23 protein-coding genes and 1 riboswitch are annotated in these 22356 nt (G+C 63.8%); of the genes, 16 read left to right on the forward strand and 7 right to left on the reverse strand.

Going from position 1 to position 22356, the window contains the following annotated elements; all coding sequences use genetic code 11:
* Nucleotides 1-8 precede the first annotated feature (8 nt).
* The gene (locus tag M728_RS15365) at nucleotides 9-1025 is read right to left on the reverse strand and encodes an MBL fold metallo-hydrolase (RefSeq protein ID WP_026620147.1); all 1017 of its coding nucleotides are present in this window, start codon (nucleotides 1023-1025) and stop codon (nucleotides 9-11) included.
* Between the two features lie 183 nt (nucleotides 1026-1208).
* Between M728_RS15365 and M728_RS15370 the strand changes: the two genes are divergently transcribed.
* The 6 genes from M728_RS15370 to trmD all read left to right on the forward strand — a co-directional run bounded on the left by M728_RS15370 (nucleotide 1209) and on the right by trmD (nucleotide 5777).
* Nucleotides 1209-1703: a MarR family winged helix-turn-helix transcriptional regulator gene (locus M728_RS15370; RefSeq protein WP_026620148.1), complete on the forward strand. Its 495-nt coding sequence runs from the start codon at nucleotides 1209-1211 to the stop codon at nucleotides 1701-1703.
* A 222-nt stretch (nucleotides 1704-1925) separates the two neighbouring features.
* Nucleotides 1926-3491 carry a signal recognition particle protein gene (ffh, locus tag M728_RS15375; protein ID WP_026620149.1) on the forward strand — a complete coding sequence of 522 codons (1566 nt, stop codon included), beginning with the start codon at nucleotides 1926-1928 and terminating at the stop codon, nucleotides 3489-3491.
* Nucleotides 3492-3503: 12 nt separating this feature from the next.
* Complete coding sequence (locus M728_RS15380; RefSeq protein WP_026615387.1) at nucleotides 3504-3839, forward strand: chorismate mutase; 336 nt, start codon at nucleotides 3504-3506, stop codon at nucleotides 3837-3839.
* A gap of 38 nt (nucleotides 3840-3877) precedes the next feature.
* On the forward strand, nucleotides 3878-4252 hold the full coding sequence (gene rpsP, locus M728_RS15385; protein ID WP_026620150.1) for a 30S ribosomal protein S16: 375 nt from the start codon (nucleotides 3878-3880) through the stop codon (nucleotides 4250-4252).
* Nucleotides 4253-4438: 186 nt separating this feature from the next.
* Nucleotides 4439-5002: a ribosome maturation factor RimM gene (gene rimM, locus M728_RS15390; RefSeq protein ID WP_026620151.1), complete on the forward strand. Its 564-nt coding sequence runs from the start codon at nucleotides 4439-4441 to the stop codon at nucleotides 5000-5002.
* A 10-nt stretch (nucleotides 5003-5012) separates the two neighbouring features.
* The gene (gene trmD / locus M728_RS15395; protein WP_026620152.1) at nucleotides 5013-5777 is read left to right on the forward strand and encodes a tRNA (guanosine(37)-N1)-methyltransferase TrmD; all 765 of its coding nucleotides are present in this window, start codon (nucleotides 5013-5015) and stop codon (nucleotides 5775-5777) included.
* Here trmD and M728_RS15400 read toward each other — a convergent pair.
* Complete coding sequence (locus tag M728_RS15400; RefSeq protein ID WP_026620153.1) at nucleotides 5759-6505, reverse strand: sulfite exporter TauE/SafE family protein; 747 nt, start codon at nucleotides 6503-6505, stop codon at nucleotides 5759-5761. The genes trmD and M728_RS15400 overlap by 19 nt on opposite strands.
* Before the next feature lie 319 nt (nucleotides 6506-6824).
* On the opposite strand from M728_RS15400, the gene rplS reads away from it, so the two are divergent.
* From rplS to M728_RS15415, 3 genes are all read left to right on the forward strand, one after another.
* The gene (gene rplS / locus M728_RS15405; protein WP_026615382.1) at nucleotides 6825-7358 is read left to right on the forward strand and encodes a 50S ribosomal protein L19; all 534 of its coding nucleotides are present in this window, start codon (nucleotides 6825-6827) and stop codon (nucleotides 7356-7358) included.
* Between the two features lie 128 nt (nucleotides 7359-7486).
* A complete protein-coding gene (locus M728_RS15410) occupies nucleotides 7487-8296 on the forward strand; it encodes a basic amino acid ABC transporter substrate-binding protein (protein WP_026620154.1) in 810 nt (269 codons plus the stop codon).
* 72 nt (nucleotides 8297-8368) lie between these two features.
* Nucleotides 8369-9187: an amino acid ABC transporter permease gene (locus tag M728_RS15415; RefSeq protein ID WP_026620155.1), complete on the forward strand. Its 819-nt coding sequence runs from the start codon at nucleotides 8369-8371 to the stop codon at nucleotides 9185-9187.
* Nucleotides 9188-9283: 96 nt separating this feature from the next.
* Here M728_RS15415 and M728_RS15420 read toward each other — a convergent pair whose 3' ends face one another.
* The 3 genes from M728_RS15420 to M728_RS15430 all read right to left on the reverse strand — a co-directional run bounded on the left by M728_RS15420 (nucleotide 9284) and on the right by M728_RS15430 (nucleotide 12345).
* Nucleotides 9284-11110, reverse strand: a complete 1827-nt coding sequence (locus tag M728_RS15420; RefSeq protein ID WP_026620156.1) for an ABC-F family ATP-binding cassette domain-containing protein — start codon at nucleotides 11108-11110, stop codon at nucleotides 9284-9286.
* A gap of 4 nt (nucleotides 11111-11114) precedes the next feature.
* Nucleotides 11115-11765: a thiamine diphosphokinase gene (locus tag M728_RS15425; RefSeq protein ID WP_026620157.1), complete on the reverse strand. Its 651-nt coding sequence runs from the start codon at nucleotides 11763-11765 to the stop codon at nucleotides 11115-11117.
* Between the two features lie 97 nt (nucleotides 11766-11862).
* Nucleotides 11863-12345 (reverse strand): GNAT family N-acetyltransferase, encoded by a 483-nt coding sequence (locus M728_RS15430; RefSeq protein WP_026620158.1) that lies wholly within the window; start codon nucleotides 12343-12345, stop codon nucleotides 11863-11865.
* 137 nt (nucleotides 12346-12482) lie between these two features.
* Nucleotides 12483-12597, forward strand: a riboswitch (TPP riboswitch).
* Nucleotides 12598-12648: 51 nt separating this feature from the next.
* Here M728_RS15430 and thiB point away from each other — a divergent pair.
* The 4 genes from thiB (at nucleotide 12649) to M728_RS15450 (ending at nucleotide 17991) form a co-directional block, all read left to right on the forward strand.
* Nucleotides 12649-13677 carry a thiamine ABC transporter substrate binding subunit gene (gene thiB / locus M728_RS15435; protein WP_026620159.1) on the forward strand — a complete coding sequence of 343 codons (1029 nt, stop codon included), beginning with the start codon at nucleotides 12649-12651 and terminating at the stop codon, nucleotides 13675-13677.
* A gap of 31 nt (nucleotides 13678-13708) precedes the next feature.
* Entirely contained in the window at nucleotides 13709-15313 is a 1605-nt protein-coding gene (gene thiP / locus M728_RS15440) for a thiamine/thiamine pyrophosphate ABC transporter permease ThiP (RefSeq protein WP_026620160.1), read from the forward strand.
* The gene (locus M728_RS15445; RefSeq protein ID WP_026620161.1) at nucleotides 15310-16023 is read left to right on the forward strand and encodes an ATP-binding cassette domain-containing protein; all 714 of its coding nucleotides are present in this window, start codon (nucleotides 15310-15312) and stop codon (nucleotides 16021-16023) included. The genes thiP and M728_RS15445 overlap by 4 nt, the downstream gene beginning before the upstream one ends.
* A gap of 456 nt (nucleotides 16024-16479) precedes the next feature.
* A complete protein-coding gene (locus M728_RS15450) occupies nucleotides 16480-17991 on the forward strand; it encodes a M48 family metalloprotease (protein WP_034883361.1) in 1512 nt (503 codons plus the stop codon).
* Between the two features lie 82 nt (nucleotides 17992-18073).
* On the opposite strand, the gene hisC is transcribed toward M728_RS15450, so the two are convergent.
* Nucleotides 18074-19129, reverse strand: coding sequence for a histidinol-phosphate transaminase (gene hisC, locus M728_RS15455; protein ID WP_026620163.1), 1056 nt, complete (start codon nucleotides 19127-19129; stop codon nucleotides 18074-18076).
* 7 nt (nucleotides 19130-19136) lie between these two features.
* Nucleotides 19137-20051 (reverse strand): polyprenyl synthetase family protein, encoded by a 915-nt coding sequence (locus tag M728_RS15460; RefSeq protein WP_026620164.1) that lies wholly within the window; start codon nucleotides 20049-20051, stop codon nucleotides 19137-19139.
* A 230-nt stretch (nucleotides 20052-20281) separates the two neighbouring features.
* On the opposite strand from M728_RS15460, the gene mtgA reads away from it, so the two are divergent.
* From mtgA to rpmF, 3 genes are all read left to right on the forward strand, one after another.
* Nucleotides 20282-20968: a monofunctional biosynthetic peptidoglycan transglycosylase gene (mtgA, locus tag M728_RS15465; protein WP_245269689.1), complete on the forward strand. Its 687-nt coding sequence runs from the start codon at nucleotides 20282-20284 to the stop codon at nucleotides 20966-20968.
* A gap of 76 nt (nucleotides 20969-21044) precedes the next feature.
* Nucleotides 21045-21692 carry a glutathione S-transferase family protein gene (locus M728_RS15470; protein WP_026620166.1) on the forward strand — a complete coding sequence of 216 codons (648 nt, stop codon included), beginning with the start codon at nucleotides 21045-21047 and terminating at the stop codon, nucleotides 21690-21692.
* Nucleotides 21693-21855: 163 nt separating this feature from the next.
* Complete coding sequence (rpmF, locus tag M728_RS15475) at nucleotides 21856-22041, forward strand: 50S ribosomal protein L32 (RefSeq protein ID WP_012067326.1); 186 nt, start codon at nucleotides 21856-21858, stop codon at nucleotides 22039-22041.
* Nucleotides 22042-22356: the final 315 nt, after the last annotated feature.

Below are 22356 nucleotides of genomic sequence, written 5' to 3' on the forward strand. Positions count from 1 at the left end.
TGCCGGCGTCATTCGTCCGTCGGCGACGAGACGGGAACATCGAAGACCTCCCCCGGGCGCAGCGCCCTGAAGCGGGTTCGTTCGATGCCAGCCTTGTCGAGTGCGGCTTCGAGCGCCCGGAGCGGCTCCTCTATCCCCTCATTGGTCAGCCGGAACGTGCCCCAGTGGTGTCCGGCCACGTGCTCGGCGCCGCAGGCGACCATGCCCATCACCGCCTCTTCCGGGTTCTGGTGCTGGCTCGCCATGAACCAGCGCGGCTCGTAGCAGCCGAAGGGCAGATTGGCGAGGCGGAAGCAACCATGCTTTTCGCGCGCCGCATGATAGTTGATGCCCTCGTGAAAGCCGGTATCGCCGACATGGTAGATCTTGCCGGCCGGCGTCTCGATGACGAAGGCGGCCCAGAGCGCCATGCGCCGGTCGCGCGAGCGGCGCGCCGACCAGTGATGGCAGGGCTCCGCATGGATGACGACGCCACCGCCGAGATCAATCCGGGCGCCCCAGTCGACGGCGGATATCTCCCCATCCGGCGCGGCACGGCGGATGATCGTATCGTTGCCGAGTGGGGTTACGACATGCGGCGCATGCTCGCCGTTCAAAGCGGCCAGTGTTTCGAGGTCGAGATGGTCGTAATGATTATGGGTGACGAGCACTATGTCGATCGGCGGCAGGTCGTCCATCCGGACGCCGGGCGCGTTGCGGCGATGGGGACCGGCGAAGGCGAAGGGGCTCGCGCGATGCGACCAAACGGGATCGGTGAGGATGTTCAGGCCGGCGACCTGGATCAGAAGCGTCGCGTGGCCGACCATGGTGACACGCAGGCGATCGCCGTCGACATTCAGATCGGGCCGCGCCGGCGGGAATGTGCTGTCGTAACGGCTCGGCCATCGCGCCCGGCCGCCGCCGAACTGCCAACGCAAGAGGTCGACGAAGCCGCGCGGAGCGGCGCCGCCCGGATTGAAAAAGCGAACACCGTCGAAATGATCCGAAACGGGACCGCTGTAATAGGGATTGCCACCTTTCCTCATCGCTGCCTCGGCTGCAGGGATTCTAAAAGTTGAGCCGCGGGATGCGGGCGGAAAACCGCGCACACTTTTCCTCATCCCGCGCTAGCGCAAGAGATAAGCGCTTTACCGCCCGATCACAGAGCCCCAGGCAAAGGCTCGTTAAGAATTTCTTGAAGATGACAACTCGATTGCTACGATGCGCCGATGCTCGTGCGATTCGATAAGCAGGAACGCCTCTACAAGGCCATCAAGCTCGTCCGTCCCGTTCATCTCAACGTCAACAGGACGCTGGAGAAGATGCTCGACGGCGTTGGAATCACGGTCGCCGAACGGGCCGTACTGGAACTTATCTGCGACGAGCCGCTAACGGTGCCGGAAGCCGCCAGACGGCTGTCGATGAAGCGGCAGTTCGTGCAGCGCGTCGCCGCGGGCTTGATAGCGAAGGGCTTGGTCGAGAAACAGCCCAATCCCGAACACCGCCGCGCCTATTTCTGCATCCCTACCACCACCGGCAGGGATTTGTTCAACGCCGTCCATCAGCGCGAGCTCGATATGCTGCATGCTGTTCTCGGCGACATCAACCAGACCGAGGTGGTCGTGGCGCTCAGAGTGATGACGCGGATCGATGCCGCTTTCGAAACGCTCGCCTCTCAGGCGGAGGCGGAGCATGATCGGAACGGTTCCGCGCTCCATCCTTGACTTTTGGTCCGCTTTCCTGTTTATCGCGGCGAAATTCCTTCGCAAGTGATAACTTCGAAGCCGCCGACCGGGCCCCGCAAAGGTATAAAGAGAGCCCGGAGGTCACCATCCGACAGCGCGTTGCGCCCTCGGGTGGTTTTTGGCTTTGCGCCTTGTTTTCCGCGCGAGGGAACCCACGTTTCCGGGTGATCATGGTCAACCGGAAACCAGAAGGAAGAGAGAATGTTCGAGAGCCTCCAGGACCGTCTTGGTTCCATATTGAATGGACTGACCGGCCGCGGCGCCCTGTCGGAAGCTGACGTTTCCGCGGCGCTTCGCGAGGTTCGCCGTGCGTTGCTCGAAGCGGACGTCGCGCTCGATGTGGTGCGCTCCTTCACGGAAAAGGTCCGCGAGAAGGCTGTCGGCGCCGAAATCCTGAAATCGATCAAGCCCGGCCAAATGGTGGTCAAGATCGTCCATGACGAGCTTGTCGCGATGCTCGGCTCCGAAGGCGTAACGATCGACCTCAATGCGCCGGCTCCCGTCGTCATCATGATGGTCGGTCTGCAGGGCTCGGGTAAGACGACGACGACCGGCAAGATCGCCAAGCGGCTGACGACACGGGACAAGAAGAAGGTCCTGATGGCCTCGCTCGACACCCGTCGTCCGGCCGCGCAGGAGCAGTTGCGGCAGTTGGGCGTGCAGACCGGCGTCGATACGCTGCCGATCATCGCCGGCCAATCGCCGACCGATATTGCCGCGCGCGCCGTGCAGGCGGCGAAGCTCGGCGGCCATGACGTCGTCATCCTCGACACCGCCGGCCGCACCCACATCGACGAGCCGCTGATGATCGAGATGGCGGAGATCAAGCGGAAGTCCAATCCGCATGAGATCCTGCTCGTCGCCGACGCGCTGACCGGTCAGGACGCCGTCAATCTCGCCCGCAACTTCGACGAGCGCGTCGGCATCACCGGCCTGGTCTTGACCCGCATGGACGGCGACGGCCGTGGCGGTGCGGCGCTCTCCATGCGCGCAGTCACCGGCAAGCCGATCAAGCTCATCGGCGTCGGCGAGAAGATGGACGAGCTCGAAGAGTTCCATCCCCGCCGCGTCGCCGACCGCATCCTCGGAATGGGCGATATCGTCTCGCTCGTCGAGAAGGCGGCGGAGAATATCGATGCCGAGAAGGCGGCCGCCATGGCCGCCAAGATGGCCAAGGGCAAGTTCGACTTGAACGACCTCGCCGATCAGCTTCGGCAGATGCAGAAGATGGGCGGCATGGGCGGCATCATGGGGCTGATGCCCGGCATGGCCGGCATGAAGGACAAGATGAGCGCCGCCGGCCTCGACGATTCCCTCTTCAAACGCCAGCTCGCAATCATTTCGTCGATGACCAAGGCCGAGCGTGCCAATCCGGATATTCTCAAGCATTCGCGCAAGAAGCGCATCGCCGCCGGCTCCGGCACCGATGCCTCCGACATCAACAAGCTTCTGAAAATGCACCGCCAGATGGCCGACATGATGAAGATGATGGGCGGCAAGGGCAAAGGCGGCATGATGAAGCAGATGATGGGCGGCCTTGCCAACAAGATGGGCCTCGGAGGCCTTGGCGGCGGCATGCCGGATCTCTCGAAGATGGACCCGAAGCAGCTCGAAGCCTTGCAGAAGCAGGCCGAGGCCGCTGGCCTCGGCAAGCCGGGCGCCGGCCTTCCTGGCCTCGGTGGAGGTGGTCTACCCGGTTTGGGCGGTGCCAAGCTGCCGGGCCTCGGCGGACTCCCGGGTCTTCCGGGTCTCCCGAAGAAGAAGTGAGGATCGCGACGAATGCTTGATCCCGAGATCAAAGAGGAATTGGCGAGCTATCGGCAGTCGATCGACAATATCGATGCCGCGCTCGTCCACATGCTGGCCGAACGCTTCCGCTGCACCAAGGCGGTCGGCGTTCTCAAAGCCAAGCATCAGTTGCCGCCGGCCGACCCGGCGCGCGAAGAATACCAGATCGAACGCCTTCGCCGTCTGGCAAAGGATGCCAATCTGGATCCGGATTTCGCCGAGAAGTTCCTGAACTTCATCATCAAGGAAGTCATCCGGCATCATGAAGCCATCGCCGCCGATCGCTCGCAGCCCGCGGGCGGCGCCGGCACCACCCGTTCCGCTTGAACGAAGCGGTCAAGAAAGCCTGCAAGGAGTAAATTGAAATGGCACTGAAAATTCGTCTCGCCCGCGGCGGTTCCAAGAAGCGCCCCTATTACCAGATCGTCGTTGCCGATGCGCGCTCCCCGCGTGACGGCCGCTTCCTCGAAAAGCTCGGCTCCTGGAACCCGATGCTCGCCAAGGACGATGCAAAGCGCGTCGAGCTCGACGCCGAGCGTGTCCAGCATTGGATCGCCCAGGGCGCGCAGCCGACCGACCGTGTCCTGCGCTTCCTCGACCAGGCCGGCCTCGCCAAGCGTCCGGCCCGCAACAACCCGGAGAAGGCGCAGCCGGGCAAGAAGGCACAGGAGCGTGCCGCCGAAGCCAAGCAGCGCGCCGAAGAGGCAGCCGCTGCCGCCGCGGAAGCAGCCGCGGAATAATATCGCCGTCTGGAGCGGGATGAGGAAAAGTGTGCGCGGTTTTTCGCTCGCATCCCGCTTTAATTCTTGGTCTTGTGGCAAACGGGTGGCATTTCCATGCCGCCCGTTTTGCTTTATGTGCACCTTCAAAGAATTGGAGCGGGATCGGAGCGACAAGACACGTCCGCTCGCACCCGGATGTCTGAAATGACGAAACTCGAGAACCCTGTCCTGATGGCGACGATCGGCGCGGCGCAGGGGCTGCGCGGTGAGGTCCGGGTGAAGTCCTATACAGACGACCCGACGGCGCTCGGCGACTATGGCAACCTGCACAGCGAGGATGGCCGCGTCTTCGAAGTTCTGGAGATCCGCGAGGCCAAGAACGTGGTCGTCGTGCGTTTCCGCGGCATCAATGACCGCACCGCGGCCGAAGCGCTCAACGGCCTCGACCTCTTCATCGAGCGTGACAACCTGCCCGACGAGGACCTCGACGAGGACGAGTTTTTCTATGCCGACCTTGAAGGGCTGGAGGCCATCGACGGCACGGGCAAAAGCTACGGCTCCGTAACCGGCGTTTTCGACTTCGGTGCCGGCGATCTCCTGGAACTCAAAGGACCGGGCCGACGACCGGTCCTGATCCCGTTCACCGAATGGTCCGTGCTCGAAATCGATCTCGAGGCCGGCAAGCTGCTGGTCGATCCCGTCGCCGCCGGACTCGTCGACGACAAGGACGACGGCGCCGGCAAGCCGTTTCCGACGAAGCGCAAGTGAGCTTTGCCAAATGCTCTTTCGCGCAACGGTCCTGACGCTCTATCCGGAGATGTTCCCCGGGCATCTCGGTGTCTCGCTCGCCGGTAAGGCACTGGAGCGTGGGCAATGGTCGATCGAAGCCGTCCAGATTCGCGATTTCGCCGAGGACAAGCACCGCACGGTCGACGACACGCCGGCGGGCGGCGGCGCCGGAATGGTCTTGAAGCCGGACGTTCTCGCCCGCGCGATCGATCATGCTTCGGCGAATGACGGCCGGCCGCGTCTCTTGATGAGCCCCCGCGGTCGGCCCCTGACGCAGGCCCGCGTGCGCGAGCTCGCGGCCGGCCCCGGCGTCGTCGTCGTTTGCGGCCGCTTCGAAGGCGTGGACCAGCGGGTCATCGACACGCGCAATCTCGAGGAAGTCTCGATCGGAGACTACATTCTCTCCGGCGGCGAGCCGGCAGCGCTGGTCCTGCTCGACGCAGTGGTGCGGGTCCTTCCGGGTGTGATGGGCAATGAACTTTCCGGCGTCCACGAGAGCTTCGAAGGCGGCATCCTGGAGCACCCGCATTACACGCGGCCGCAGGTCTTCGAGGGCCATGAAATTCCGGCAGTCCTCACCTCCGGCAATCACGGCGCCATCGCCAAATGGCGCGAGTCGGAAGCCCGCCGGCTGACGGCCGAGCGCCGGCCGGATCTTCTGGAGCGTGATCCGAAAAATGGGAACCGGTTTTCGGAAAAATCACGCGCAGATCAAAACCTGGAGCGCGATCCCGCTCAGCCGGTGAAGAAGTAATAGGCGGCAAGCAACAGGCCGACCGCGACCACCAGCGCGCGCACGACCGCTTGCGGAACCCGCCGCGCCGTCCACACGCCCATGTAGCCGCCGAGTGCCGCGCCCGGCACCATGATCGCGGCGTGCAGCCAGGAGACGACGCCGCCTGCGGCGAAGACGAGGATGGCGATCGCGGCGATGACGATCGAGACGAAGTTCTTGAGCGCATTCAGGCGGTGGTAGCCGCCACCGGTCGCAAGGCCGAGCACGGCCAGCATCATGATGCCCATGCCGGCGCCGAAGAAACCGCCATAGACGGAGGTCGCCATCTGGCTTGCGACGCCGAGCGGGCCGATCCGGTGCTCTTCGCTACGCGCCTTCGGCTTCAACAGGGGACCGGCCGCGAAGATCGCGGTGGCCGCGATCAGGAGCCATGGCACCATCTGCCGGAAGGACGGATTGGAGAGCGACAGCAGAATGAGCGCGCCGGCAAGGCCCCCGACCGCGGAAATCGCACCGAGCACGATGGCGTTCCGCCGGTCGGCGCGGATCTCCTTGGCATAGGCGAGCGTCGAGGTGATGTAGCCCGGCAGCTGGATGATCGACGAGGTGGCGTTGGCGACGATCGGCGGCAGGCCGCCAAGGGTCATGGCGCCGAAGGTCAAGAAGGTGCCCCCGCCGGCAATGGCGTTGACGACGCCGGACAGGAATCCGGAAACAAAAAGCAAAAGGGCCTGGACGATCGTCATGGCTTCCCCCGAACCGTGTCGCTCGGGGATAGCGGCTGGAGCAATCGACCGCAAGCGTCGTTCTCGCTTCCGGAAATTTCAGCCAATTCTGATAGAATGTTCTCCGACCGCGAGCGATGGGCGATAAAATCCGCTTTCGGGGATGACAAGGCCGGTCGTTTGGTGTATGTGCCGCCCCGGTTCGGGTTCTTTTCCCGTCGACCGTCAACAAAGAATGGCGAATCCGCTCCTGCCGTCAACCGGCAAAGCCTCAAGGCGAAGTCCCACAGGCCGATCGAGAGCGCTCTGGCTGTTTCAGAAGAACGCAAAGGTTAGACCTATGAACATCATTCAGCAGCTTGAGGCCGAACAGGCCGCCAAGATCGCCGCCAAGCGCACCCTTCCCGATTTCTCCCCGGGCGACACGGTCCGCGTCAACGTCCGCGTTGTTGAAGGCAACCGTACTCGCGTCCAGGCCTATGAAGGCGTCTGCATCGCCCGCTCCGGTGGCGGCCTCAACGAGAGCTTCACCGTTCGCAAGATTTCCTACGGCGAAGGCGTCGAGCGCGTATTCCCGGTCTACTCTCCGCTCGTCGAGAGCGTCGAAGTGGTTCGCCGCGGTAAGGTTCGCCGCGCCAAGCTCTACTACCTGCGCGATCGCCGCGGCAAGTCGGCTCGTATCGTCGAGAACACCGGCACCCGCGCGCGCAAGCTGAACGAAGCCGAGCGTCAGGCCGTAGCCGACGAGAAGGCACGCATCGAGGCTGAGAAGGTCGCAGCCGCCCAGGCTCTGGCGGCCGAAAAGGCAGCAGCCGAAGCCGCCGAAGCAAAGGCAGCGGAAGAGGCAAAGGCAGCGGAAGCGGCTGCAGAATAAGACTTCAATTCCTCGGAATTGCAGAGAGGCGGCCCTTCGGGTCGCCTTTCTTTTTTTAGACTATCTGCTTGTCTTCTCGCGAGAATTCGTGACATTTTCTGTCGCCACAAATTTCGGGAGTTTCTCCAATGACAATCCGTCGCCACGTGCTCGCGGGCATCGTCGCAGCCCTCGCCGTTCCATTCGCATTCTCTGCGCCCGTTCTCGCGAGCGACCTGCCGGACCTCGGCGGCAAGACGGTCGTCGTCGTGACCGAGAACGCCTATCCGCCGCTGCAATTCGTCGACCCTAAGACGGGCCAGGCCGTCGGCTGGGAGTATGATGCGATGAACGAGATCGCCAAGCGGCTGAACTTCAAGGTCGAATACCAGAACACCAGTTGGGACGCGATGATCCAGGCGGTCTCCGACGGCCAGTACCAGATCGGCATGACGGGCATCACCATCAAGGAAGATCGCAAGGAGAAGGTCGACTTCTCCGATCCCTATATGCGTTCGCAGCAGTTCATGCTGGTGCGTGGGGACGAGACGCGCTTCAAGGACGCCAAGAGCTTTGCCGCTGTCGAGGATGCGCTGATCGGCGCCCAGCCCGGCACCTCGCCCTTCTACACGGCCGTCTACGAGATTCTCGACGGCAACGAGCAGAACCCGCGCATCAAGCTGTTCGAAACCTTCGGCGCGACGGTGCAGGCGCTCAAAGCCGGCGACGTCGACCTCGTGCTTACCGACAGCGTCGCCGCAAAGGGTTATGTCGATTCCTCCGGCGGCGCGCTCAAGGTCGTTGGCGAGCCGCTCGGCACCGAGGATTTCGGCTTCATCTTTCCGAAGGGTTCCGACCTCGTCGCTCCGATCAATGCCGCCATCAAGGCGCTGAAGGAGGACGGCACCTTCGACGCGCTGAACAAGAAGTGGTTCCTCGACTACAAGATGGGCGGCTGATCGCCGGAGCGGGATGAGGAAAGGTGTGTGCGGTTTTCCGCCCGCATCCCGCTCCAACTTATTGGAATCATAATGGCGCCGGTATCTTCCGAGACTTCCGAGAAGGGCGACTATCCCTGGTGGCTGGTCGCCCTTCTCTTGATCGCCGTGGCGCTCGCCGCGGTGATCGTCACCAACAACATCTTCGCACAGGTCTTCACCGTCGTTCTGAAGGGCATTGGCGTCACCGTCTTCGTGACGCTGGTGGGCTTCGCGCTCGCGACGGTGCTTGGTCTCGGCGTGGCATTAATGGCGCTCTCCGAACATGTGGCGCTGCGCCAGATCGCCCGCTTCTATACCGAAGTCATCCGCGGCGTGCCGATCCTCGTGCTCCTCTTCTATATCGCCTTCGTCGGCGCGCCGGCGCTGGTGGTTGTCGCCAACTTCGCCGCGGCGCCCTTGATCTCGGCCGGCTGGATGGAGCCGTTCGTCGTCCGCGACGTGTCGCTCATGTGGCGGGCGATCATGGCGCTGATGATCGGTTATTCGGCCTTCATCGCCGAAGTCTTCCGCGCCGGCATCCAGTCCGTCGACAAGGGACAGGTGGAGGCGGCGAAAGCGCTCGGGCTTTCGCGCTACCAGCGCTTTCGCCTCGTCGTCTTTCCGCAGGCGATCCGCGTCATCCTGCCGCCGCTCGGCAACGACTTCGTCGCCATGGTCAAGGATTCTTCGCTCGTGTCGGTTCTCGGCGTCGCGGACATCACCCAGATGGGCAAGATCTATGCCTCCGGTTCCTTCCGCTTCTTCGAAACCTATTCCATCGTCGCTTATGTCTATCTCGTCTTGACGATCGGCCTGTCGCTTGCGATCCGGGCGCTCGAGCGGCGGCTGAGAAGAACGGAAGCGCGATAGCTCAGCATCCGCTTCGAGAAGACCCTTCCTACAGGGGAAATGAGCTTCGATGCCGCGCGGGCACCGTCCTCGTCCCGAATGCGGAAAGGACCGATCTCAGCCCTCGAGTTCCTCGCGCAGCATCTCGAGCTCCAGCCATTCCTCTTCCATCCGCGCGAGCGCTTCTCTCAGCTTTTCAAGCTCGGCAGCGAGCTTGGCGAAACCGTCCGGATCGCGAGAAAAAAGATTGGGATCGTGCATCCTCTCTTCGCGGCTGGCGATCTCGGCTTCGGTCTTGGCGATCTCCTTCGGCAGGTTCTCGAGCGCGAATTTCTGCTTGTAAGAAAGCTTACCCTTCGCCTTCTGAGGCTCGGCGGCCTCAACGGGCGTCCCGCTCGGCTTAGTCTTCTCTGCCCTTTCGATCCGTCGCCTTTCCTCGATTGCGCCCCGGCGCTGCGCCATCATGTCGGAATAGCCGCCGGCATATTCGATCCAGCGGCCGTCCGGCGCCTCCGGATTGGCCGGCGCGATGGTCGAGGTCACCGTGCGGTCGAGGAAGTCGCGGTCGTGGCTGACGAGGATCACCGTCCCGGCGAAGCCGGCGACGATCTCCTGCAAGAGGTCGAGCGTCTCGATGTCGAGGTCGTTGGTCGGCTCGTCGAGAATGAGGAGATTGGTCGGGCGCGCGAGGATGCGCGCGAGCATCAACCGTGCGCGCTCGCCGCCGGAAAGTTCGCTGATCGGCGTGCGGGCCTGTTCCGGCTGAAAGAGGAACTCTTTCATGTAGCCGGTGACGTGGCGCTGTTCGCCATTGACGAGGAGCGTCTCACCACGACCGTCGGTCAGGTAATGCGCCAGCGTCTCGTCGAGGTTAAGCTCATCCCGCCTCTGATCGAGAGTGGCGATCTCGAGATTGGTGCCGAGTCTCATGGTGCCCGCATCCGGTTCGATCTGCCCGGTCACGAGCTTGAGCAGTGTCGTCTTGCCGGCGCCGTTCGGCCCGACGAGACCGATCCGATCACCGCGATGGACGCGGATCGAGAAGGGCGCGACGATCGTCCGTTCGCCATAGGATTTGGTGATTTTCTCCGCTTCGATGACAAGCTTGCCCGATTCCTTGGCGTCCGACACCGTCGCCTGAATGGTGCCTTGGGGGCCTCTGTGACCCCGGTAGCGCGCCCGCATGTCGCTGAGCTCGCCGAGCCGGCGCATGTTGCGCTTGCGCCGTGCGGTGACCCCATAGCGCAGCCAGTGCTCCTCCCGTTCGATCGCCTTGCCGAGCTTGTGCTGCTCCAGTTCCTCCGCCTCGAGCACCTCGTCGCGCCAGGCTTCGAAGTGACCAAAGCCACGGTCGAGCCGGCGCGACTGCCCTCGGTCGAGCCAGACGGTCGCAGTCGAGACTTTCTCGAGGAAGCGCCGGTCGTGGGAAATCAGCACGAGCGCCGAACGGCTGCGCACGAGTTCGTCTTCAAGCCATTCGATCGTCGGCAAGTCGAGATGGTTGGTCGGCTCGTCGAGAAGCAGGATGTCCGGCTCCGGCGCCAACACACGGGCAAGTGCCGCGCGCCGCGCTTCGCCGCCGGAAAGACGCTTCGGATCCTCCTCGCCTGTCAGTCCCAGGTGCTGCAAGAGATAGGCTACGCGATAGGGATCGTCACCCGGGCCGAGCCCCGCCTCGGCATAGGCCTGGACCGTATTGAAACCGTCGAAATCCGGAGCCTGGTGCAGGTAGCGGATCGTCGCCGACGGGTGCCGGAAAACCTCGCCCGATTGCGCCTCGGCAAGCCCGGCGGCGATCTTCATCAGCGTCGATTTGCCCGAGCCGTTGCGGCCGACGAGGCAGATGCGGTCGCCGGGCTCAACCTGCAGGCTCGCGCCGGCGAGAAGCGGCGTGCCGCCGAAGGTCAGGAAAATATAGTCAAGCTTCAGGATGGGGGGCGCCAAGGCGTCAGGCTCCGGAAAGATCATAGGGACGGGCAAGCACGACCGCCCGGCCGGATTTCAGGGAAAGGCGGACCGGACCTTCCGCGACATTGGAAATCGTCCGGGAGGACCCGAATGGCAACCTAAAATCGCCGAGAGGATAGCGGGCGCTCTCGATCGACAGGCCCTCGAGTTCGGTGAAGCCAAGGATCGAGAACAGGCTGCCCTTCGGCAGGTCGATCTCCCGCGTGCCCGGCAGGAGCGGATAGGCCTCCTCTTCGCCGGAGGTCATGAACGAGGCGTATCCTTCTTCCGCAAGCGCCGCGAGCTGCAGGAGGTGCAGGAAGGCGTGGTCGCTGCGCGTACCGCCGAGCGCACCTGCAAAGATCAGCGAGGTTGCGCCGCGCGAAAGCGCCGCCTCGACTGCCATCTCGCCGTCGGTGACGTTCTTGGCGGCCGGATACTTCTCGCGCGGAACCTCGGCGAAATCCGAAAAGAGCGCCTCCTCGGTCGAGTCGAAGTCGCCCACCCAGAGATCAGGCACGACGCCGAGCGTCTTAGCGTGGCGCATGCCGCCATCGGCCGCGATGAAGCGGCTGCCGGAAAGTTGTGTTGCCAGGCGCTCTGTGAGCGTCAGGGCACCGCCGAGAAGGATGGTAAAGGTCGAACGGGTCATGGCAGAAGCCCATAGCGCAAAGCGGCTCCCAAGGAAAAGGGCCGCGCGGTCCTTTCCGGCACGGTCACGCTCATTTCGCCAACGCGATCGCTTGGGATCAGGTTCCCGACGCGCTATCGGGCAAGAGCATGCCGGCATAAATGCCGGGCGTCGAAACCGGAATCTCCACCGCACCGACGGCACGTGCATAGAAATCGACCGGGCCGGCGCCGCCAATGATCGCATAGGCATAGCCGGCGGCGCGCATGGAAAGCAGGCTTTCGAGGAGCAGCGCTTCGCCGATGCCTCGCCCGCGCATCGCTTCGTCAACGCCCGTCGGTCCGAAGAAGCCGAGAGCCGTCACGTCGTGACAGGCAAAGCCCGCGAGCTGTCCCTGATATAGCGCAATGTGGATCCTGGTCGGCGTCGACGAAAATGCCGCTTCCGCCTCGCCTGCCCAACCGGCACCGAACCGCTCCTCGATCCACGAGACGACGATCCGCCGCTCGGGCGCCATCGCACGACGAATGCTGATGTCGGGGCCGAGCCGCGACGCGCTGGTTTCGGGCAGGGCATAGAGGCGAACGAGCATATCCGGCATGAAATGACCTCGATTGGCGAACAAAACGCCGCCGCCGTTGTTTGAATCTCGGAAACTCAGATAGCGCAGGCGGCTCGCAGCGCCAATGCTCCACGGAAACTCCGCTTGCCTTGGCTGCCGCCGAAAGCTAAATCTTTGCTGCTCTAACGGGGTGCCTGCGGTCCGAATACGACTAATGGCTGAGAGGCTTCGAGCCAACCCGCGGAACCTGATCCGGTTCATACCGGCGGAGGGATTAGAAGCGATCGGACCGATACGCCCTTTTCCCGTGCAGCATCAACAATAGGGGGAGAGGTGCCCTTCATGTCCAGTTCACTCTACAGCACAGCCCTTAGCCGGCTTGCAATCGCCGCAGCGGCTGTCGCCGCGTTTTCCGCGCACGCGCTCGCCGCGGAAAAGACGCTGACGATCTACACCTATGAGAGCTTCATCACCGAATGGGGACCGGGCGCCAAGGTCGCCGAGGCCTTCGAGAAGGACTGCGACTGCAAGGTCGACTATGTCGGCGTCGCCGACGGCGTAGAGCTCCTGACGCGCCTGAAGCTCGAAGGCGAAGGATCGAAGGCCGACATCGTGCTCGGCCTCGACACCAACCTCGTCGCCGAAGCGAAGGCCACCGGCCTCTTCGCCCCTCACGGCGTCGATACCGCGGGCCTAAAGGTTCCGGGCGGTTTTTCCGACGACACCTTCATCCCCTATGACTACGGCCATTTCGCCGTGATCTACGACACCGAGACGATGAAGAACCCGCCCAAAAGTCTGAAGGAGCTGGTCGAGGGCGATCCTTCGCAGAAGATCGTCATCGAGGACCCGCGCACCTCGACGCCCGGCCTCGGCCTGCTGCTCTGGGTGAAATCAGTTTACGGTGACAAGGCCGGCGAGGCCTGGGAAAAGCTCAAGGAGCGCGTTCTAACTGTCACCCCCGGCTGGTCGGAAGCCTACGGCCTCTTCACCAAAGGCGAGGCACCGATGGTGCTGTCCTACACGACCTCGCCCGCCTACCACATGGTGGCTGAGAACACCGACCGCTACCAGGCCGCCTCCTTCGCCGAGGGCCATTACATCCAGATCGAAGTGGCCGGCATGACGCAGAACACGAAGGAGCCGGAGCTTGCGCGGAAGTTTCTCGCTTTCATGACGGGTCCCGAATTCCAGTCGATCATCCCGACGACCAACTGGATGATGCCGGTGGGAGCGACCAAGGAGCCGCTGCCGGAGGCCTTCGGCAAGCTCGTCAACCCGCAGAAGACCTTCCTGCTGCCATCCGAAGAGGTCGCCGCCAACCGCAAGGCGTGGGTCGACGAATGGCTGGCGGCGATGAGCAAGAACTGAGGCCCGCTTGTTCGGCGCCACCGAGAACAGGATGACGACCGCCGCCGGGGCCTTGAGCCTCGGCGGCATTCTGCTTTTCGTCGGCCTCGCCGCCATCGCGCTGCTTGCTCAGTCCCGCGGCGGCGATGCCGGTCCACTGTTCGACGCCTATCTCTGGCGGGTGACGCGCTTCACCCTGCTGCAGGCAAGCCTCTCGACGCTCATCTCCGTCCTCTTCGCAATACCCGTCGCCCGCGCACTCGCCCGGCAGGCCTCTTTCCCCGGCCGTATCTGGGTGCTGCGGCTGATGGCCCTGCCGCTCGGCCTGCCCGCCCTCGTTGCCGCACTTGGGCTGATCGAAGTATGGGGCCGTCAGGGGCTTCTGAACACGGCGCTAGCGGCAGCCGGGCTGGCCCAGCCGATCAGCGTCTATGGGCTCTTCGGCATTCTCACTGCCCACGTCTTCTTCAACATGCCGCTCGCCGCACGGCTGATGCTCGCAGGCATCGAGCGCATCCCTGCCGAATACTGGCGAACCTCCGCCAATCTCGGGATGGGCCCGCTCGCGACCCTCCGCTTCATCGAATGGCCGGCGATCCGTGGCCTGCTCCCCGGTATCGCCGGCCTCATCTTCATGCTCTGCGCCACCAGCTTCACGCTGGTGCTGACGCTCGGCGGCGGCCCGGCCGCAAGCACGATCGAGGTGGCGATCTACCAGGCGCTCCGCTTCGATTTCGACCCGCCGCGGGCGATCGCCCTTTCCGGGCTCCAGGTCGCGCTCACCGGCGCTTTGCTTATCCTGCTGAAATTCATTGCGCCGCCGCCCGAGGAGGGAGAGACGACCGGCAGGGCAATCCGGCGCTTCGACGGCGCAAGGGGGATGTCGCAACTTTTCGACCGGATCTGGCTTGCGCTTGCCATAGCCTTCGTCGGCGTGCCTTTTGCGGCGATCGCCTATTCCGGAGCGAAGGCGGATTTGCTCCGTCTCGTTCGCGAGCCGGCATTCCACCATGCGCTTGCCATGAGCATGATGATCGCCCTCCTTTCCGCCACGGTCTCGGTCGTGATGACGGCACTGATGATCCGCGCGGAGCGCCTCGCGCTCGCGCCGCGGCGCCCGCGAAGGGCAGCGCGCCTCTTTGCCGGCGCAATCGAATCCAGCACGTCCTTTATCCTGCTGGTCCCGCCCGTCGTGCTCGGCGCCGGATGGTTTCTGCTGCTCAGGCCCCTCGGCGATGTCGCCCGTTTCGCACCGGCGATCGTCATCGCCATCAACGCGCTGATGGCGCTCCCTTTCGTCTACCGCGTGCTTGCCCCCGCCATGGCGACGCATGCCGTACGCACCGAGCGTCTGGCCGCAAGCCTTGGCATTGGCGGTTTTCATCGCCTGCGATGGATCGATTGGCCGGCGCTCAGAAGGCCTCTTCTCATGGCCTTGTCCTTTGCCATGGCGCTCTCTCTCGGCGATCTCGGCGCCATAGCCCTGTTCGGCTCCGAGGAGATGGTGACACTGCCGTTCCTGCTCTACAGCCGTATGGCAAGCTACCGCACCGCTGACGCCGCCGGCCTTGCCTTGATGCTCGGGCTCGTCTGCCTGATCTTGACCGTGCTCGGCACCGCCGGCGAGGAGAAACCGCCCGAAGGACGAAGCGCATGAGTTCCACGGCCCTTTCCCTCAAAGGCGTGGAGGTGCGCTTTGAAACGGCGACACTCCTCTTCGACTGCGAGGTTCCGGCCGGACGAATAGTCGCGGTCGCCGGCCCCTCCGGTTCGGGCAAGTCTACGCTCTTCAACGTCATCGCCGGTTTCGAGCAACCGGAGCGCGGCGACGTCCGCATCCTCGGTGAGGACATGGCCGGTCGCCTGCCGGGGGAGCGGCCCGTATCCGTCATTTTCCAGGAGCACAATCTCTTCGCCCATCTCGACGTCGCCGCTAATGTCGGCCTCGGAATCAGCCCGGCGCTGCGCCTTGATCCCGCCGAGCGCGCGCAGGTTGAAGCTGCGCTGGCGCGAGTGGGCCTCTCCGGCTTCGGCGGACGCCTGCCGCCGACGCTGTCGGGCGGCGAACGCCAGAGGGTGGCGCTCGCACGAGCCATGGTTCGACACCGCCCGCTCTTGCTGCTCGACGAGCCCTTCGCCGCCCTCGATCCCGGCATGCGTAGCGAAATGCGCAACCTCATCGGCGATCTTCACGAGGAGGAAGGCAACACCATTCTGATGATCACGCACCATCCCGACGACGTGAAGCTGCTCGCCGACAGCGTGCTTTTCCTCGACCAGGGTCGTATCATCGCCCATGACGACATCGCTCATTTCCTCGAGCGGCGCGACTTGGCGGCCATCAACCGATTTCTCGGTAACGAGTAGGCGATCCGAAAAGCTTCATGTTCGTTGCGGCTTTGCACTCGCTCGCGCCCTCCTCATGCTGCTGCGGCGGCCTTCCGTTTTGACGGGGAGAAGGAACAAGTGGCGGGCTCTGCAGTCCCCTCTTCCGCTGGCGGAAAGAGTCGGGGTGAGAGGCAAAGAGCCGCATTCGACGGTGTAATTAAATTGCCGTTCGCCACAATTTGACCGCCCGGCTGTGCGACGCGCGGAGGATGCGGACGGAGGGTGCCGCAATATTCGCGCATCCGTTGCTGCGATATCACGGGGCAACTATTTCTGCTGGGGCCGGCTATGCAGGCAACGCTGAAATCGGATACAGCAAATTCCTGGCCGGAACGCTCGCGCCGGGCGGTATCCGGCTGAAAAAGTAGGATTTTTACGCTTGCGAGATGGCTTTCAAGCCGCGGGTCGCGCCGGCGGATGGGAACGGGCTGAGGCATGATAAGGCAGGCAGTCATCAACGGCTGGTTTCCGACGCGACGCGGCGGCGCACGTGCACGAACACTGATTGCATTGGCGGCCACCACGCTCCTTTCGGCCTGCCAATCGGTGATCGAGCAGACCTATGAGCCGACCGTCTCGCCATCCGCCAGCCCGCAGATCGTCGAAGAGGTGCAGAAGAACGATCCGCGCGCCCAACTCGGCGCGCGCGAGCATCCGCGCATCGTCGCAAGCTACGGCGGCGAGTACCGCGACGCCAAGACCGAACGGCTGGTCGCCCGCATCACCGGCGCCCTGACGGCCGTCTCGGAGAACCCGCAGCAGTCCTACCGCATCACCATCCTGAATTCCCCGGCGATCAACGCCTTCGCGCTGCCGGGCGGCTATCTTTACGTTACGCGCGGGTTGCTCGCGCTCGCCAACGACGCCTCGGAAGTGGCGGCCGTGCTGTCGCACGAGATGGCGCATGTGACCGCCAATCACGGCATCCAGCGCCAGCAGCGCGAGGAAGCCGAGGTGATCGCGAGCCGCGTCGTCTCCGAAGTGCTCTCCTCCGATCTCGCCGGGAAGCAGGCGCTTGCCCGCGGCAAGCTCAGGCTCGCCGCCTTCTCGCGCAATCAGGAACTGCAGGCCGATGTCATCGGCGTCCGCATGCTCGGCGAAGCCGGCTATGACCCCTATGCCGCCGCCCGCTTCCTCGATTCCATGGCCGCCTACAGCCGCTTCAGCGCGGTCGATCCGGAGGCGGACCAGAGCCTCGACTTCCTTTCGAGCCACCCCAACGCGCCGCAGCGCGTCGATCTCGCGCGCCGGCATGCTCGCGCTTTCGGCGTCGAAGGCGCGAGCGGCGATCGCGGGCGCGATTATTACCTCGCCGGCATCGACGGGCTTCTCTACGGAGACAGCCCGGAGGAAGGCTATGTCCGTGGCCAGACCTTCCTGCACGGCCAGCTCGGCATCCGCTTCGACGTGCCCGCCGGTTTCCAGATCGACAACAAGGCCGAGGCCGTGCTGGCCACAGGACCCGGCGAAGTGGCGATCCGCTTCGACGGCATCGCCGACAATGCCCGCCGCCGCCTGACCGATTATATCGCCAGCGGCTGGGTGACGGGCCTGCAGCCCGACACGATCCGCCCGATCAGCGTCAATGGCCTCGAGGCCGCAACCGCCCGGGCGTCAGCCGATCGCTGGGACTTCGACGTCACGGTGATCCGCATCGACGACCGCATCTACCGGTTCCTGACGGCGGTGCCCAAGGGCTCGACCGCGCTCGAGGCGACGGCGAACCAGTTGCGCACCTCCTTCCGCCGCATGACGGGCGCCGAAGTCCAGTCGCTGAAACCGCTGCGCGTCCGCGTCGTCACGGTGAGACCCGGCGATACGATCGCGACGCTCGCGGCGCGGATGATGGGAACGGATCGGAAGCTCGACCTCTTCCGGTTGATCAACGCGATGCAAATCACCTCCACCGTCAGACCCGGCGACAAGGTGAAGATCATTTCCGAGTGAAGTGCGAGACCGGCCGTGAACTGAAGGGCCGGCGCGCGGAAACCCATTCGCCGGTTCGCGCTGTCCCGCGACTGATCCGCCTTCAGAGAATCTCGTCTAGCGCCGCGATGAGTCTCGCGCATTCCTCGTCGGTGCCGACGGTGATGCGCAGGAAATCCGAGATTCGCGGCTTGGCGAAGTGGCGGACGATGACCGCGCGTTCACGCAGCTTCGCCGCCAGCGCCTGCCCCGCATGCTCCGGGTGACGGGCGAAGACGAAGTTCGCCTGCGAGGGCAGGACCTCGAAACCGCGCGGCTTGAGGGCATTCGTCAAATTCGCGCGCGTGGCAATGATCTTGCCGCATGTCGTCTCGAACCATGCCTCGTCCTCGATCGCGGCTGTGGCGCCGGCCTGAGCGACGCGCCCGAGCGGATAGGAGTTGAAACTATCCTTCACGCGCTCCAGCGCCTCGATCAGCGGCCGCTGGCCGATCGCGAATCCCACTCTGAGGCCGGCGAGCGCGCGCGACTTGGAGAAGGTCTGCACGACGAGCAGGTTCTCGTATTTCGGCACGAGAACGGTGGCAGACTCGCCGCCGAAGTCGATATAGGCTTCGTCGATCACCACCGGCTGATCCGGATGTTCGGCCACCAGCCTCTCGATCTCGGCGAGTGGTAGGCCGATACCGGTCGGTGCATTGGGGTTCGGCAGGATGATCGCGCCTGAGCGCCGGCGATAGTCGGCAATGTCGATGCGGAAGGCGGCATTGAGCGGCACCTCGACCGCATCGATGCCGAAGAGGCCCGCATAGGTCGGATAGAAGCTGTAGGAGATATCCGGATAGAGTAGCGGCTCGTCGTGCTTCAAAAGTGCCGCGAAGGCATGCGCCAGCACCTCGTCGGAGCCGTTGCCGACGAAGACCTCCGCGGCCAAGACGCCGTAGCGCGCGGCGATTGCCTGTCTAAGGCTGAGCGCCACCGGGTCCGGATAGAGCCGGAGATCATCGCTCGCCGCCGCGCGGATCGCCTCGAGCGCCTTTTGCGAGGGGGCGTAGGGGCTCTCATTGGTGTTCAGCTTGACAAGATTCGCCATGCGCGGCTGTTCGCCGGGAACATAGGGCTTCAGCGTGGAAACGATCGGCGACCAGAATTTGCTCATGGAATAGCTAACTCCTGCGGTTGGCGATGAAGCGGGCGGCTTCGGCAAGGATGGCAGAGCGAGCGCCATAGGGATCAAGGAGGCCTTCCGCCTCCTTGACCAGTCTTTCAAGCTCGCGCTCGGCCCAGCCTTGGCCGTGGAGGGCGACGAGCGTACCCTTGCCGCGGGCAGCATCCTTGCCGGTCGCCTTGCCCATCGCTTCGGCATCCGCCGTGAGGTCCAGCAGGTCGTCGGCAAGCTGGAAGGCGAGACCGATCTTTTCGCCGAAGGCGCGCATACGCCGGCGATCCTCAGCGCCCGCATCGGCGATGATGGCGCCTCCCTCGCAGGCGAAGCGGATGAGGGCGCCGGTCTTCATCGCCTGCAACATGACGATGCCTTCCTCGTCGGGAGCTTGTCTCTCGGCGGCAAGGTCGAGCGCCTGTCCGCCGGCCATGCCGCCATGGCCTGCGGCGCGCGCAAGCGCCAGCACGAGCTCCGTCTTCTGACGGTCTGAAAGCGCCGTTTCCGGGGCGGCGATGATGTCGAAGGCGAAGGTCAGCAGGCTGTCGCCCGCCAGGATCGCCATCGCCTCGTCGAAGGCGATGTGTACCGTCGGCTTCCCGCGCCGGACGTCGTCATCGTCCATTGCCGGCAGATCGTCGTGGACGAGCGAATAACAATGCACGCATTCGAGCGCCGCGCCGATCCGCAAGCCGGCTTCGGCGTCGCCGCCGAGGAGAGCGGTGCTCTCCGCGACGAGGAAAGGACGCAGCCGCTTGCCGCCGTTGAGCACGCCGTGGCGCATGGCGCCGAGGAGGTTTTCCGGGCGGGCGATCTCATCCGCGAAAACGGCCGGCCCCAGAAGCTTCGTAAGCAGCGCCTCGACCGCGGCCGCATTGGCCTTGAGGCGCGCCGAAAAGGATGAAGTCTCGTCTTTCATAGAGCGCTCTTTGGCATGGGCAGAGGCGGCTTTCAACGGCCATTGGCGTCGCAGCACGCAAAGCTTTGTCCGGGATGACGACTTCACTACCTTGCCTTTTGCCGGAAAGACCGTTCATCTTTCCTCCGCCATGGCATATGAGGGGGTGGATGGACAAAGAGGTGGACGGTCAGAGCGTGGACATCGTTTCGGAAGAACGCGAGGAGGCAGAAGTGAGCCGCTGGTCCGCCATGCGTAAGACATGGCGGGCACGGCGCCGGCGCATCGTCTTCTTTGCTCTTTCCGCCCTGCTGCTGCCATACGCGCTGATCGTCCTCTATCTCCTCGAATTCATTCATCCGATCTCGACATTGATGCTGCGTGACCTCATTCTCCTGCGCGGCTATGATCGGCAATGGGTGGAGTTCGACGATATCGCACCGGTGCTCGTCCAGTCGGTAATGATGTCGGAAGACGGCCAGTTCTGCTCGCATGGCGGCGTCGACTGGAACCAGATGCGCGGCGTCGTCGAGAATGCGCTCGACGGCGAGCAGACGCGCGGCGCAAGCACGATCCCGATGCAGGCGGTCAAGAACCTTTTTCTCTGGAACGGCCGCTCCTTCGTCCGTAAAGCGTTGGAACTGCCGCTTGCGATTGCAGCCGATTTCGTCTGGAGCAAGCGGCGGATGATGGAAATCTACCTGAACGTCGCCGAATGGGGCGACGGCATCTATGGTATCGAGGCCGCCGCGCGGCATCATTTCGGCGTTTCGGCAGCGAAGCTTTCGCGCCGCCAGGCAGCGCTGCTTGCCGTGGCGTTGCCGAACCCGATCGACCGCAATGCCGGCAAGCCGGGGCGGGGTCTGAGACGTCTCGCTTCGGTGATCGAGCGCCGCGCCAGCCGCTCGGGCGGTTACATCACGTGTCTTTATGATTGAGATGAAGGCAATTCATTGGTCTTGTGGCCGCTGATGTGGCAAGGCTCTCTCCCGATCACTCAGGAGAAACAGCAACATGGCCAAGCTCGTTCTTTACGTCGGCAACAAGAACTATTCGTCCTGGTCGCTTCGGCCGTGGCTGGCGCTTGAAGGATGCGGCATTCCTTTCGAGGACGTCGTCATTCCTTTCGACTTTCCCGCGGGAAATCCGAAATTCCACGAGATCTCGCCGACGGGCCGCGTGCCGGTGCTCCATCATGGCGAGACACGCGTGTGGGAATCGCTCGCGATCATCGAATATGTGGCGGAGCTCTTCCCGGAGGCCGGCCTCTGGCCCGAAGACCGCGACGAGCGTGCCCGTGCGCGCAGCTATTCCATGGAGATGCTTTCCGGTTTTCGGCCGCTGCGAGGCGCCTGCCCGATGAACATTCGACGGCCACGCAAGGGGATCCCGCTGCCGGACGGCGTCGCGGAAGATGTTGCGCGGATAGAGGCGATTTGGCGGGAGGCGATCACCCGTTCCGGCGGGCCGTTCCTCTTTGGCCGGTTCACCGCTGCCGACGCAATGTTCGCGCCAGTCGTCAACCGTTTCGACGTCTACGAACTCGTGACCGATCCGGTAACGCTCGCCTATATGGATGCCGTCAAGGCGCACCCGGCCTTCCGCAAATGGGAAGAGGCTGCAAGGGCCGAACCCTGGATCGTGCCGGAGGACGAAGCCTGAACGACAGCAAGGTTCCGCCCCGCGCCGATTCGAAAATTTCTGTGGGGGACTGGTCAAACGCTGGTTGGCCATGTATAAGCGCGCGAAATTCCGAGATCGACATCTGTTTGACCCGGCCATTTCGGCTGCTGAACAGTGTTTTGCCCGATAAGTGGAGAATGAAATGGCTGTACCGAAAAGAAAAACGAGCCCGTCCAAGCGTGGCATGCGCCGTTCCGCTGACGCCCTCAAGGCTCCGACCTACATCGAAGACAAGAACTCCGGCGAACTGCGCCGCCCGCACCACATCGACCTGAAGACCGGCATGTATCGCGGCCGCCAGGTTCTGACGCCGAAGGAAAGCGCATAAGCGCTTCTTTCTTGCGGATAAGCTTTTGAAAGGGGTCGGCATTGCCGGCCCTTTTTTCTTTGCCATTGAGATTGGGCTGAATTGAATTTGTCGGCGCGAGCGGTCGCCCCCATCACCCGCCTGCCGCCGCAAGCGGCGCGGTCTTCGTCCCCTCTCCCCGCCTGCGGGCAGAGGGCTACTGCATGTTTCCTTAAATCGTAGCCGATCTGAGGAAAAAAAACATGCAGCGATTCAAAGTGCTACAGCGTCCTTTGTGCGTCTGAAAAGACGCACGGCGCTGTAGTCCTCGGGTTAAACCCGAGGAGAGAGGCAGCC

This window comes from Ensifer sp. WSM1721 (genome assembly GCF_000513895.2).
Classification (GTDB): domain Bacteria; phylum Pseudomonadota; class Alphaproteobacteria; order Rhizobiales; family Rhizobiaceae; genus Sinorhizobium.

Excerpts from the sequence above, each read along its gene's own strand:
- rimM (WP_026620151.1), top strand. The coding sequence starts at position 4,439 with ATGACGAAACTCGAGAACCCTGTCCTGATGGCGACGATCGGCGCGGCG.
- mtgA (WP_245269689.1), top strand. The coding sequence starts at position 20,282 with ATGCGTAAGACATGGCGGGCACGGCGCCGGCGCATCGTCTTCTTTGCT.
- M728_RS15425 (WP_026620157.1), bottom strand. The coding sequence starts at position 11,765 with ATGACCCGTTCGACCTTTACCATCCTTCTCGGCGGTGCCCTGACGCTC.
- M728_RS15380 (WP_026615387.1), top strand. The coding sequence starts at position 3,504 with ATGCTTGATCCCGAGATCAAAGAGGAATTGGCGAGCTATCGGCAGTCG.
- M728_RS15370 (WP_026620148.1), top strand. The coding sequence starts at position 1,209 with ATGCTCGTGCGATTCGATAAGCAGGAACGCCTCTACAAGGCCATCAAG.
- trmD (WP_026620152.1), top strand. The coding sequence starts at position 5,013 with ATGCTCTTTCGCGCAACGGTCCTGACGCTCTATCCGGAGATGTTCCCC.
- M728_RS15415 (WP_026620155.1), top strand. The coding sequence starts at position 8,369 with ATGGCGCCGGTATCTTCCGAGACTTCCGAGAAGGGCGACTATCCCTGG.
- M728_RS15400 (WP_026620153.1), bottom strand. The coding sequence starts at position 6,505 with ATGACGATCGTCCAGGCCCTTTTGCTTTTTGTTTCCGGATTCCTGTCC.
- M728_RS15430 (WP_026620158.1), bottom strand. The coding sequence starts at position 12,345 with ATGCCGGATATGCTCGTTCGCCTCTATGCCCTGCCCGAAACCAGCGCG.
- rplS (WP_026615382.1), top strand. The coding sequence starts at position 6,825 with ATGAACATCATTCAGCAGCTTGAGGCCGAACAGGCCGCCAAGATCGCC.
- M728_RS15460 (WP_026620164.1), bottom strand. The coding sequence starts at position 20,051 with ATGAAAGACGAGACTTCATCCTTTTCGGCGCGCCTCAAGGCCAATGCG.
- M728_RS15445 (WP_026620161.1), top strand. The coding sequence starts at position 15,310 with ATGAGTTCCACGGCCCTTTCCCTCAAAGGCGTGGAGGTGCGCTTTGAA.
- rpmF (WP_012067326.1), top strand. The coding sequence starts at position 21,856 with ATGGCTGTACCGAAAAGAAAAACGAGCCCGTCCAAGCGTGGCATGCGC.
- M728_RS15470 (WP_026620166.1), top strand. The coding sequence starts at position 21,045 with ATGGCCAAGCTCGTTCTTTACGTCGGCAACAAGAACTATTCGTCCTGG.
- thiB (WP_026620159.1), top strand. The coding sequence starts at position 12,649 with ATGTCCAGTTCACTCTACAGCACAGCCCTTAGCCGGCTTGCAATCGCC.
- M728_RS15365 (WP_026620147.1), bottom strand. The coding sequence starts at position 1,025 with ATGAGGAAAGGTGGCAATCCCTATTACAGCGGTCCCGTTTCGGATCAT.
- hisC (WP_026620163.1), bottom strand. The coding sequence starts at position 19,129 with ATGAGCAAATTCTGGTCGCCGATCGTTTCCACGCTGAAGCCCTATGTT.
- ffh (WP_026620149.1), top strand. The coding sequence starts at position 1,926 with ATGTTCGAGAGCCTCCAGGACCGTCTTGGTTCCATATTGAATGGACTG.
- thiP (WP_026620160.1), top strand. The coding sequence starts at position 13,709 with ATGACGACCGCCGCCGGGGCCTTGAGCCTCGGCGGCATTCTGCTTTTC.
- M728_RS15450 (WP_034883361.1), top strand. The coding sequence starts at position 16,480 with ATGATAAGGCAGGCAGTCATCAACGGCTGGTTTCCGACGCGACGCGGC.
- rpsP (WP_026620150.1), top strand. The coding sequence starts at position 3,878 with ATGGCACTGAAAATTCGTCTCGCCCGCGGCGGTTCCAAGAAGCGCCCC.
- M728_RS15410 (WP_026620154.1), top strand. The coding sequence starts at position 7,487 with ATGACAATCCGTCGCCACGTGCTCGCGGGCATCGTCGCAGCCCTCGCC.